This window comes from Ornithinibacillus proteolyticus, assembly GCF_039581225.1.
In the GTDB taxonomy this organism is placed as follows: domain Bacteria; phylum Bacillota; class Bacilli; order Bacillales; family Amphibacillaceae; genus Ornithinibacillus; species Ornithinibacillus massiliensis.
This window is the reverse complement of sequence record NZ_JBCPXV010000002.1, coordinates 69,988-82,394: the sequence shown is the minus strand read 5'-3', so window position 1 is coordinate 82,394 and position 12,407 is coordinate 69,988. Positions and strand designations below refer to the sequence as shown.

Sequence of the window (12,407 nt, the reverse complement as noted above, 5' to 3'; positions counted from 1 at the left end):
ATTAAAGTTTTGACTCGGTTTAGGACCCAGTAGCTTAAACTAAGTCAACTTTTGGATAGTTGTTGTTTCTATTAACCCGATACAATCATGATTCATAAGAAAGGTCATGACTAATGATGTCCTCATATGTCTCTCTTTTAATAACTAATTTATCTTGACCATTTTCCACAAATACTACCGCTGCACGTTGGATTCGATTGTAATTACTTGCCATCGAGTAACCATATGCACCAGTAGATAGAATAGCTAATATATCTCCACTATTAACTTTAGGAATGGGTAGATCCCAAATTAGCATATCCCCTGATTCACAGCATTTTCCTGCGACAGAAACCACCGTATCGTTGGCATCGTTTGCCCGATTAGCAAGTAATCCATGGTACTTCGCTTGGTATAGCGCTGGGCGAATATTATCTGTCATTCCACCGTCCACTGAAATATAATCACGAACACCAGGTATGTGCTTCTGAGAACCGACGGTATATAGCGTGATTCCCGCATCGCCTACAATAGAGCGACCAGGTTCAATCCAAATTTCTGGTAATGGGATATTTAATTGTTCACTATGCTCCTTCACTGTTTCCACTAGCTTCTCAACATAATGATGAAGTGGAATTGGTTGATCCTCTTCTGTATAGCGAATACCAAATCCCCCACCTAAGTTAAGCACCTTCGGAATAAACCCATAAGAATCTTTCCATTCTGCTAGTTTATTGAATAGGATATTGGTTGCTGTAACAAATCTTTCTGTATCAAATATTTGTGAGCCAATGTGACAATGTAGCCCTTTAAAATTCACATGTGGATTGTCAAGCAATAAATGAAATGCTTCATCAGCTTGTCCATTATGTAAATCAAATCCAAACTTAGAATCTTCATTACCTGTCATGATATACTGATGTGTTTTAGACTTAATTCCTGGTGTTACACGAATAATTACGTCCATTTTCTTATTATGGTGCTTCAGTATGCTCGTTAGTAATTCGATCTCAAAGAAGTTGTCCACCACCACACAACCAATATGATTCTCAACAGCCATTTCTAATTCACGGGAACTTTTATTATTACCGTGTAGATGTATCTTTTCCGGATTAATACCAGCTTGTAATGCTGTATAAAGCTCCCCTTCTGAAACAACATCTACGGATAGTCCCTCTTGTTTCATTACCTGTAAAATTGCGATCGAAGAGAAGGCTTTACTTGCATACGCCACTTGTGCACGTACCCCTAATTGTTTAAACGTATCCACAAATGATCGACAACGATCCCGTATCACGGCAACATCATAAACATACAGTGGTGTACCGTATTTATTGGCTAACTCCACCGTGTCTACCCCGCCAATTTCTAAATGACCCAGATTATTTATCTGATATGGATATTGATCCATGAACATTTCCCATCACCTATTCATTTTTATTAGTTTGATAAGTAAAAATACTTATAAAAAATTTATCATAACCTGTCAAAAAACAAAAGGAATAAAATCCATTCACAGTAGTGAATCATTTTATTCCTTACGCTAATTACTTATCAACTGGTTGTCGATATATATTTTTCGGATGGACAATACTAGGTCTAGTATTGGCAAAAGGAGTTGGAAACCTTAATATTGTTGTAAGCATTGCTTTTGGATTGAATGGAAGCAAAGGCCAAAGATACGGCGTTCGCATAGACCGTAAGCTCGCCAAGAACAGGATGAATAATGTTGTTCCGATTACATAGCCATATAATCCAAAGATTGCAGTTGCTAGTAATAAGACGACTGTTGCTACCTTATTGGCAACACTCAATTCGTAACTTGGTGTTACATAGGAACCAATTGCACTTAGTGATATATATAGAATAACCTCAGGACCTAACAGCCCTACATCAATAGCAATCTGACCAATTAATACAGCAGCAATTAATCCCATCGCGGTGGACAGGGCAGTTGGCGTGTGAATGGCAGCCATCCGTAAAAACTCTATTCCAATTACTCCTAAAATAAGCTGTATGACAATTGGTATATTTCCATCCTCATTTGGTCCAATAAAGGAGAGCTCTCCTGGTAGAAGCGTTGGATCAAGTACAAATAATAACCATGTCGGTACTAGAAAAATGGACAAAAAAATCGCTAAAAATCGAAGCCATCTAATACAAGAACCAATAAGTGGCGCCTGACGATGTTCCTCGGCATGCTGTGAATGATGAAAGAATGTGGTCGGTACAATGATCACACTCGGGGAAGTATCCACGATAATGATAACATGCCCTTCTAACAGATGGTTTGCCGCTACGTCTGGGCGTTCTGTGAAGCGGACTAATGGATAAGGATTCCATCTCCGTTCGACTATATACTCTTCTAATGACTTCTCAGCCATCGTGATCCCATCTATATCGATTTTTTCAATTTTCTCCCTTATTAAATCAACTAATCCATCATCTGCAATGTCTTTAATATAAGATAAGCAAACATCCGTTTTGGATCTTTCTCCTACCTTTAACATTTCATTTCGCAGTCGCTCGTCTCGTATTCTTCTTCTCGTTAAAGCTGTGTTTTCGATGATATTTTCCGTAAAGCCATCACGAGAACCTCGGATAACCCTTTCCGTGTCTGGTTCTTCCGGCGAGCGGCCAGGATAGTTACGAACATCAATTGCATATCCGTAACGCTCCCCATTTATTAAAACAACGATTAACCCGGAAAGAACCTGGTCTACCACTTCATCCATCGTTTTAATTTCGGAAACTTGTTGATGAAGCAAGCGATTTTTAATAATCTCGGCTATTTTCCTCCGTTCTCTTTCCGTTTCATTTAAATGGAGTAGTTCTTCAATTAGGTCTTGTATGATCATACTGTCGATTAAACCAGTAACATAGTACAATTGAATTTCTGTTTTTAACACGGTTATTTCTCGAAACCCTACATCAAAAGAAGTCCCTACTCCAACTCTCTCTTTCATGTACCGATTGTTTTCTTTAATATTTGCTGAAACCGGTTGTTGACTCAATTGTAATCCTCCAATCTTATCTAACTAAGATTATCCACTGAAATAAGGAACCCACTATTTTTCCTAATACAACAGCCATCATGAGGGTAATAATTTTCTTATCCAGCCCTATGCGCTTAGATAATAATGGAAAAACATTCAAAACTTCTGTCAATGCAGCTGCAAGCATACCGTTAAAAACGCCATGGAATGCCCCCCATATAACGAGCAAAATAACGGGATGGCTCCACGATATAGTAGCAAACGATAAATAAGTCCCAAACAAAGTTCCTAATATGACACAACCTGTATATACCTTTACTAGATGTAATGTTTTCGTAAGCTGAATTAATCTGGGAATAATACCTAGTACGGTTAGAAAAGCCACGAACCCACACCCAACAGCAAGTCCACTTGAAAAGCCAATCATGACCTCCATTGCATTAATGAGGATACTTTGGGTCATTTAATCGGTTCTCATGGTAATTGACATAATCATCAAGTGACTGCTGATATTTATAGATTTCTACCTCTAATGGGCTTGGCTCTTCATTAAAGCGCTTCTTAAACCAGTGATTAAAAAATAAAATCATCCCAATACCTAAACCAAATGAGTAAGGAATCTGAATCCATAATGGAAATTCATTCTCCTCTCCTGTTAATAAATAATGTAATTTCTGCTGGACTGCCTGCATGCTTACATCATAATGAAAATTAATGATGGTCATGGCAGTTCCAATAAAAAGTAGCAGCCATACGAAACAAACGATTACCATATTGGGATTCTTTTTATATTTACTGATGCGAATGATGGTCTGTTCTGGACCAATTAATTGAATCTCTAAATTAGGATAGTTTTCCGTTAAATGCTTTATAATCAAAAAACTATCGATAATGACAATTTCCTTATCTTTTTCTGTAACTCGATATATCCTTAATTCTTGTAATTTTTCAATGGCTTCCTGTGAATTTGAGGATATATATGCTACATCTTTTAGCTTTAATTCAATCGGATTCTTTATTTCTAATTTCTTTTTCATTCGTAAATAAACAATTCCATCCATATTCTTCACCTCTGGGGAATCATTGAAGATACAAGTTAGTATTTGTTTAAACATGAAATATTATTAAATGGAAGTACAAATAGCTGGAGAATACCTCATAAAACTGTACAAATGTTTTAACACTAGTTTCTCCATTCCTTAAATAATAAGCAAAAAGCTGCAAGGGGTATTACCCCTCACAGCTTTTAAGGATCGATTTTACTTTTCATTTCAAACAGTATTTTCTTTTCCAGTCTCGAAACTTGGACTTGCGATATGCCAAGCCTTTCGGCAACCTCTGATTGGGTCTTGTCCTTATAATATCTTAGGTAAAGGATTAATCGTTCTCGTTCACTTAGTCCGCGTATTGCTTCTTCTAACGATAATTTATCGAACCAATTGGAGTCTTGGTCAGCTATTTGATCTAATAAGGTGATCGGGTCACCGTCGTTTTCAAAAACAGTTTCATGTATGGAATGAGGTGACTTCGCAGCTTCTTGGGCATGAACAACTTCCTCAGGAGAAATATCTAATGCCTCAGCAATTTCGTTGATTGTTGGTGATCTTCCTAGCTGCTTTGTAAGTTCATCTTTTTTCTTACGGATTTTATTACCAATCTCCTTTAATGAACGACTTACCTTCACACTACCATCATCACGAAGGAAACGTTGAATTTCACCGATAATCATTGGTACAGCATAAGTTGAAAAACGCACATCATAGGAAAGATCAAACTTATCAATCGATTTAATCAATCCAATACTTCCAATTTGAAATAGATCGTCCGGATCGTATCCTCTATTCATGAAACGTTGAACAACGGACCATACTAATCGGATATTTTTTTCAACCAAATAATCACGAGCTTCTTTGTCACCCTGTTGACTTTTCAGAATATACGCTTTGACTTGTTCATCCGTTAATGCTTCATTCCGTTTATCCTGCTTTACATTAACCATAGGCATACATCCTTAATTATAAACCGTTTTACTTTTCGTTAACTGCTTTCTCATATGAACAGTGGTACCTTCACCTTGCTTGGATATAACTTCAACAGAATCCATAAAGTTCTCGATAATAGTAAAACCCATACCGGAACGTTCTAGCTCCGGCTTTGATGTATACAATGGTTGCCTTGCTTCATCGACATCATCAATTCCAATACCATAGTCGCGAATCGTTAATTCTATTTCACCATCATCATATAGCTTACACGATATGGCTACTTTATGATTAGGATCGTTATTATATCCATGGATAATCGCATTCGTCACGGCTTCAGAGACTACCGTTTTAATTTCAGTTAATTCCTCCATTGTGGGATCGAGCTGAGCCACAAAAGCAGCAACGGTCACCCGGGCAAACGATTCATTTTGGCTAACACTAGAAAATTCTACATGCATTTCATTACTCATGAAGCCACCCCCAACGTTTCTAACGCAAACATCTCATTCTCCTCTAAACGAATAATTTTGAACATACCAGACATTTCAAACAAACGTTTGATAGAATGCGGTATCGAGCAAACAACCATTTGCCCTCCTAATTGCAGTACTTCCTTATATCTACCTAGAATAACACCTAGTCCAGAGCTATCCATAAAGCTTACTTGTTCAAGATTTAAAATTACATGCTTAACCGGGTTATGGTAAAGCATGTCCTTCCATTGATCACGTAGGCCCTCTGCTTCATGATGATCCAATTCGCCAGCTAAGCGAACAATAAGCACATCTTCTTTTACCTCAAATGTATAATCTAGACCCATTTTAATCCTCCTTACATTCCTTATGTAAGTACACATTCGTTGTGAAATGGGTAAATTCCTTCCTTGTAGACAAAAGAAGAAATATTTCTCCTAAACTAGAAGTAATTAGTCATATTTCGACAGCTTCTGAATGGAGCGTTTAAACAAGGTAAATAATGACGCCTTCTCAACATCCTCGTCAACAACTAGAGGTGTTTCAGAGATGACCATTTCACCATTCTTAACTTGAAGCGTACCTACCTTATCGCCTTTCTTTAAAGGTAATGTAATGGCATCAAGCTTAACAGACGTAGATAATCCTTCTACAGATTCTCCTTTTTTAAATAAGGTGCTAATGGATTGTGAAGCCACAACCGGAGTATTTCTATTCTCTGCTTTAAACAAATTTAGCTTTGTAATAGGTTCTCCCTTTTCAAAGAGCTTTTTCGTTTCATATGTGTTAAATGCATAATCTAACATCTTCGATACGGTTGCATTTCTTTCTTTTGGAGTCCCGGCCCCCATGACAACAGCAATCACCCGCATGTCACCTTTTTTCGCCGTAGCGGTTAAGCAGTACTTTGCTTCATTGGTAAAGCCCGTTTTTAATCCGTCAACACCAGGATAAAAGCGAACCAGCTTATTCGTATTTACAAGCCAGAACTCGTTATCAGTCCCTTTCCGTAAATAATCTTCGTATACAGAGGTATATTCCGTAACGGACTCATACCTTAATAGTTCTTTGGCCATCATGGCCATATCATATGCTGTACTATAATGATTTTCTGCAGGTAAGCCAGTCACATTTTGAAACTGTGTATTCTCTAACCCTAGCTCTTTTACTTTATCATTCATCATTTTTACAAATGCTTCTTCACTTCCAGCAATTCTTTCGGCTAATGCTACACTAGCATCATTACCGGAAGCAATCGCAATACCTTTTAACAGGTCATTCACCGTCATCTCTTCGCCAGCTTCAAGGAAGATTTGTGATCCACCCATTGATGCAGCATTTTCACTGACTCGGATGAGTTCATCTTTTTTCAATGTACCTTTTTCTATTTCTTCCATGATTAACAGTAATGTCATCACCTTTGTCATACTTGCAGGTGGTAATTTTTCATGGGCTTGTTTTTCAAACATAATCTTTCCTGTATCTCGTTCGATTAAAATGCCGGATTTAGCATCAGGAGCTAGATCAAATGACTCTTGTTTTTGTGAATCCCCTTTTTCTTCTGCTGCTACTGTAATCGTATAAAAAGAAAGGGTGAAAAATAGTAAACTAATCATTAGAACAAATTTTTTCATCGTGTTTAACCTCCAGCAATCAATATAACTCTAGGATTACCAAAATTAAACAGATTTATAATCAGGAAAAGATAAAAATCTTAACAATAAATACGGGAAGTCCCATGAGTGAGACTTCCCGATTAAACTATTCTGTAATCATTTCATATATTAGCTTTGGTGCTTTCACATTTTCGTCTGTAATGATAATACTAGACTTAATTAGTTCAACAACCGATGCTACATTGTCGATATTACAATGCATAGTAAGTAGTGACTCTCCCTTACGTACTGGATCACCTACTTTTTTATGAAGCATAATGCCAGCAGCTAGATCAATCTCAGATTCCTTCGTTGCTCTTCCAGCTCCTAGCATCATAGCAGCAGTTCCTAGTTGGTCGGCAACGATTGTTTGCACTGTTCCAGACTGCTCTGCCGTTACCTCAATTTGCTTACTTGCTTTTGGTAGTAATTCTGGATTGTCCACAACAGTTGCATCTCCACCTTGTGAAGCAAGGAATGTCTTAAATTGTTCAAGTGCTTTACCATTAGCTAGATTTTCTTCCAGCATTTGTTTTGCTTCCTCAATATTGCTTGCTTTTTCTGCTAGTACAACCATTTGACTACCTAATACTAAACATAATTCGGTTAAGTCCTTTGGTCCTTTCCCGCTTAAGGTATCAATAGCTTCTTTTACTTCTAATGCATTACCAATTGCAAGGCCTAGCGGTTGACTCATATCCGAAATAACCGCCATCGTATTTCTGCCAACCTTCTTTCCAATTGAAACCATTGCTTGAGCTAATTCCTTCGCATCTTCAATTTCCTTCATAAATGCCCCTGCACCGGTTTTGACATCTAATACAATGGCATCAGCACCAGAAGCAATCTTTTTACTCATGATAGAGCTTGCAATTAGCGGAATCGAGTTCACCGTAGCTGTCACATCTCGTAAACTGTACAGCTTTTTATCTGCAGGAGTTAAGTTTCCTGTTTGCCCAATAACCGCAACTTTATTTTTATTGACTAAATCGATAAATTCTTTATTCGTAATCTCTGTATGGAATCCAGGCACGGACTCTAACTTATCAATTGTACCACCTGTATGGCCTAGCCCACGGCCACTCATTTTAGCTACTGGAGCACCAACAGAAGCAACAAGAGGTGCTAGTACTAGTGTTGTCGTATCTCCAACACCACCAGTGGAATGTTTGTCTACCTTAATTCCTGCTATATCAGAAAGGTCAATCTGATCACCAGATTCAACCATAGCTTTTGTTAAAAGTGCTCTTTCTGTTTCCGTCATATCCTGAAAATAGATTGCCATCATTAATGCACTGACTTGATAATCAGGAATGTCACCGCTTGTATAACCATTTACAAAGAAGTAGATTTCTTCTTCTGTAAGTTCTATTCCGTCCCGTTTCTTTTCGATGATATCGTACATCCGCATAGAATGTTCTACCTCCTGTTAGTTCAATGGTAATGTCTGAACAATTTTCTTCACGAATTGAAGAAAGTCTTGTTTCACTTTATCTGTAGTTTCAATAACCTCATGATGGGTTAAAGGTTGATCTAAAATGCCTGCTGCCATGTTCGAAATACAAGAAATTCCTAGTACCTTCATATTAGCATGATTTGCCACCATTACTTCCGGTACAGTTGACATACCAACTGCATCTCCACCCCAAGTTCTTAGCATACGCACTTCTGCTGGGGTCTCATACGCAGGTCCAGTATTTCCTACGTATACTCCTGTTTGAACCTTTAAGTCTAGTTCTTTAGCCGCTTCAAGCGCAAAGTCGACATACTTTTTATTATAAGCGGAAGACATGTCTGGGAATCTCGCACCTAGTTGTTCATCATTCGGACCAATCAGTGGACTAGTTCCCATATTATTGATTTGGTCGGTAATGACCATTAAATCACCAGGCTCAAAGCTTTCATTAATTCCACCAGCTGCATTTGTTACAATTAATGAGGTAATGCCAAGCTCTTTCATTACTCGAATCGGAAAGGTAACTTGCTGCATAGTATAACCTTCATAAAAATGAAAACGACCTTGCATTGCAAGAACTTGTCTTCCTTCTAACTGACCAATTACTAATTGTCCTTTATGACCTGAAACCGTTGATTCTGGAAAATATGGAATTTGGTTATACGGAATAATGACAGGATTTTCAATCTCGTCTGCTAAAACTCCTAGTCCAGACCCTAAAACTAAACCAATTTCTGGTGTAGTGGATAATTGACTTTTAATAAATTCATTCGCTTCTTTTATCTTTGAATACTCCATCTATTATACCTCTCCCTAATTAAATCTCTTTCAAAAAGCTCTTACCGTGCTCTGGTAATGTAACATTAAAATTATCAGCAATCGTTGCACCAATATCGGCAAAGGTTTTTCTAATTGGTAATTCCCTACCAACATCAATCCCTTTATGATGAACAAGCAATGGCACATACTCACGTGTATGATCTGTTCCATGATGTACAGGGTCATTACCATGATCTGCAGTAATAATTAATAAGTCATCATCCTTCAGTTTGCTCAATACTTCAGGAAGTCTAGCATCATATGCCTCTAGTGCTTCTCCATAGCCTTGTGGGTCTCTACGATGACCAAATTTCGCATCAAAATCAACCAGGTTTAAAAAGCTAATACCATGAAAATCCATGCTCATGGATTCTACTAATTTGGTCATACCGTCATCATTATCTACAGTTCGAATTGCTTTCGTTACGCCTTCACCATCGTAAATATCAGATATTTTCCCAATGGCAATCACATCGTAGTTTTCATCCTTTAATGTATTCATAACGGTCTTACCGAAAGGCTTCAATGCATAATCATGCCGGTTAGAAGTACGTTCAAATGCTCCAGGATTCCCAACAAATGGACGTGCAATAACTCTACCTACCATATACTTTTCATCTAATGTGAGTTCCCGAGCAATTTCACAAATGCGGTACTGCTCATCGATTGGAATAATATCCTCATGGGCAGCAATTTGTAATACAGAATCAGCAGATGTATAAACAATTAATGCACCCGTATCCATATGCTCTTTTCCAAGCTCATCTAATATTTCGGTCCCTGATGCAGGCTTATTACCAATAATTTTTCTTCCGGTTCTGCTTTCTAATTCATTTATTAACTCCGCTGGAAAACCATTCGGGAATGTTTGAAATGGTTGTTCAATATGTAATCCCATAATCTCCCAATGTCCGGTCATTGTATCCTTACCATTGGATGCTTCTTCCATTTTAGTGAAATGGGCTTTAGGCTTTACAGCTTTTTCAATTCCTTTAATTTCCCTTATATTACTTAGTCCTAATTCCGCCATATTCGGCATATGTAATCCATTCATATGCTCTGCAATATGTCCAAGTGTATCTGCACCTTTATCATTAAATTTTTCCGCATCTGGTGCTTCACCAATACCAACGGAATCCATTACTACTAAAAAAATACGATTAAATTTACTCATATTCTATAACCTCCCAATCTTATGTTGTCTTATTTTTGAATTTATATGTTTTTCTATTGGTTGTATGATGTCAGACAACTTCCGTAAAAAGGCAGTCCTATGCTCGAGGGTGAAACGATTTATACATGTCTTTTAATCTTGTTTTCGTTACATGGGTATAAATTTGTGTTGTCGAGATATCAGAGTGCCCAAGCATCTCCTGTACCGCACGCAAATCAGCACCATTTTCTAATAGATGCGTAGCAAAGGAATGTCTTAACGTATGTGGTGTTATATCCTTCGTGATATTTGCGTCTTTTGCTAGCTTTTTAAGTATTTTCCAAAATCCCTGTCGCGTCATTGGTCTACCATGCTGGTTTAAAAATAAAACACTCTCATCTCTATTCTTTTTTAATAGATTAGAGCGGGCATATTTTAGATAATTTTCTATCGATTGCTGTGCCATATCACCTAATGGTACAATTCTCTCCTTTGCTCCTTTACCGAAGCATCGGACAAAGCCCATCGTTAAATGTAAATCGTCTGTTTTTAGTGATACTAGTTCACTTACACGTAAGCCGGTAGCATAAATGAATTCAAGCATAGCCTTATTTCGAATATCTAAAGGAGTATTCCCTTTAATATCAAGGAGCTTGTCTACTTCTTCTATGGAAAGAACATCCGGAAGTTTTCTTTCTTTCTTAGGTGTTTCAATATGTAATGTTGCGTCATGATTAACAATTTCCTCACGCAATAAAAAATGGTGAAACTGACGAATGGCAGAAATAGTTCGCGCAATCGTTGCAGATGATTTCCCTTCATCCCTTAGTTTATAAAGAAATCCAACAATATCCGTTCTTGTAATCTCATTCCATGTACTATGTTTCCCTATACTCATATCTTTCATATATCTACTTAAATCTCGTTTATAGGATTTTAACGTATTATCAGATAATCCTCGTTCAATTTGCAGATAATGAAAAAAATCATTATAGGCATGATTTAGCATTCTCTACTCCCCTAATCGAAAAAAGATATTTAAACGATCAATAAAGCTTTGTTCATTTTGGAATACTTTAACAGATGGACCTTCTGGAGTCTCATATCGATGAAACTGTTCATATTCGGAATGCATGACTTGCAAACCAAAATAAAATAAGCATGTACAAGCAACGAAGATAATAAATACCTTAACCGTATCCCATACCATCCTCTTCATATGGCATTCTCCTTTAATAAATACTAATAATAAAAGATATGCCAAAAAAGATATACTTTATACATACTAACTAGAAAACTAGTCCCATAAATTCATATGATGAACCTATTTATATAGTAACACGAAAAAATGACGATTAAAATTAAATAATGCCTTCTCCTATTGAAAAGGCATTCCTATCATGAAGTAGACTTAGAAGCAGACTTGACAGTAGCTTTTTGACATACTTTACACAGGCCATGAAAGGTCAATCGATGATCCTGTACTTGAAAACCCCACTCTTTTTCTACTATTTTCTCAACATCACCTAATAAATCTTCCATTATTTCCTCTACCGAACCACACTCAATACATACTAAGTGATGATGAAAATGCTCGGCTCCTTCTTTTCGTAGATCGTATCTGGAGACGCCATCGCCAAAATTAATTTTATCAATGATTTTTAATTCCGATAATAATTCCAATGTACGATATACGGTAGCCAAGCCGATTTCAGGTGCTTTTTCTTTAACTAATAAATATATATCCTCAGCACTCAAATGGTCCGCTTCCCGTTCAAGTAGTACTCTTACGGTGGCTTCGCGTTGTGGAGTCAGCTTATAGCTCTGTGCATGAAGTTGTTTCTTTATACGATCAATACGATGTTCCATGGCGATCTCCTCCCTCATATCC

General features: G+C 37.3%; 14 protein-coding genes. All 14 read right to left on the bottom strand.

Going from position 1 to position 12,407, the window contains the following annotated elements:
• Positions 1-85 precede the first annotated feature (85 nt).
• Entirely contained in the window at positions 86-1,396 is a 1,311-nt protein-coding gene (gene lysA / locus AAIB49_RS01865; RefSeq protein WP_343457023.1) for a diaminopimelate decarboxylase, read from the bottom strand.
• 130 nt (positions 1,397-1,526) lie between these two features.
• Complete coding sequence (locus tag AAIB49_RS01860; protein ID WP_343457092.1) at positions 1,527-2,945, bottom strand: spore germination protein; 1,419 nt, start codon at positions 2,943-2,945, stop codon at positions 1,527-1,529.
• Positions 2,946-3,009: 64 nt separating this feature from the next.
• The gene (locus tag AAIB49_RS01855; RefSeq protein ID WP_339214794.1) at positions 3,010-3,438 is read right to left on the bottom strand and encodes a stage V sporulation protein AB; all 429 of its coding nucleotides are present in this window, start codon (positions 3,436-3,438) and stop codon (positions 3,010-3,012) included.
• Positions 3,416-4,036 (bottom strand): stage V sporulation protein AA, encoded by a 621-nt coding sequence (locus AAIB49_RS01850; protein ID WP_343457022.1) that lies wholly within the window; start codon positions 4,034-4,036, stop codon positions 3,416-3,418. Before AAIB49_RS01850 ends, AAIB49_RS01855 begins: the two co-directional genes overlap by 23 nt.
• 185 nt (positions 4,037-4,221) lie before the next feature.
• Positions 4,222-4,974 carry an RNA polymerase sporulation sigma factor SigF gene (gene sigF, locus AAIB49_RS01845; RefSeq protein WP_339214790.1) on the bottom strand — a complete coding sequence of 251 codons (753 nt, stop codon included), beginning with the start codon at positions 4,972-4,974 and terminating at the stop codon, positions 4,222-4,224.
• A gap of 12 nt (positions 4,975-4,986) precedes the next feature.
• Complete coding sequence (gene spoIIAB / locus AAIB49_RS01840) at positions 4,987-5,430, bottom strand: anti-sigma F factor (protein ID WP_339214788.1); 444 nt, start codon at positions 5,428-5,430, stop codon at positions 4,987-4,989.
• Positions 5,427-5,780 carry an anti-sigma F factor antagonist gene (gene spoIIAA / locus AAIB49_RS01835; protein ID WP_343457021.1) on the bottom strand — a complete coding sequence of 118 codons (354 nt, stop codon included), beginning with the start codon at positions 5,778-5,780 and terminating at the stop codon, positions 5,427-5,429. Before spoIIAA ends, spoIIAB begins: the two co-directional genes overlap by 4 nt.
• Positions 5,781-5,885: 105 nt before the next feature.
• On the bottom strand, positions 5,886-7,067 hold the full coding sequence (locus tag AAIB49_RS01830; protein ID WP_339214784.1) for a D-alanyl-D-alanine carboxypeptidase family protein: 1,182 nt from the start codon (positions 7,065-7,067) through the stop codon (positions 5,886-5,888).
• Between the two features lie 127 nt (positions 7,068-7,194).
• Complete coding sequence (locus AAIB49_RS01825) at positions 7,195-8,499, bottom strand: pyrimidine-nucleoside phosphorylase (protein ID WP_343457020.1); 1,305 nt, start codon at positions 8,497-8,499, stop codon at positions 7,195-7,197.
• 18 nt (positions 8,500-8,517) lie between these two features.
• The gene (locus AAIB49_RS01820; RefSeq protein WP_339214780.1) at positions 8,518-9,342 is read right to left on the bottom strand and encodes a purine-nucleoside phosphorylase; all 825 of its coding nucleotides are present in this window, start codon (positions 9,340-9,342) and stop codon (positions 8,518-8,520) included.
• A 19-nt stretch (positions 9,343-9,361) separates the two neighbouring features.
• Entirely contained in the window at positions 9,362-10,537 is a 1,176-nt protein-coding gene (gene deoB, locus AAIB49_RS01815; RefSeq protein ID WP_339214779.1) for a phosphopentomutase, read from the bottom strand.
• A 97-nt stretch (positions 10,538-10,634) separates the two neighbouring features.
• Positions 10,635-11,525: a site-specific tyrosine recombinase XerD gene (xerD, locus tag AAIB49_RS01810; protein ID WP_339214778.1), complete on the bottom strand. Its 891-nt coding sequence runs from the start codon at positions 11,523-11,525 to the stop codon at positions 10,635-10,637.
• Positions 11,526-11,528: 3 nt separating this feature from the next.
• Positions 11,529-11,735: a YqzK family protein gene (locus AAIB49_RS01805; RefSeq protein WP_343457019.1), complete on the bottom strand. Its 207-nt coding sequence runs from the start codon at positions 11,733-11,735 to the stop codon at positions 11,529-11,531.
• A 179-nt stretch (positions 11,736-11,914) separates the two neighbouring features.
• A complete protein-coding gene (gene fur / locus AAIB49_RS01800; RefSeq protein ID WP_186869839.1) occupies positions 11,915-12,385 on the bottom strand; it encodes a ferric iron uptake transcriptional regulator in 471 nt (156 codons plus the stop codon).
• Positions 12,386-12,407 lie beyond the last annotated feature (22 nt).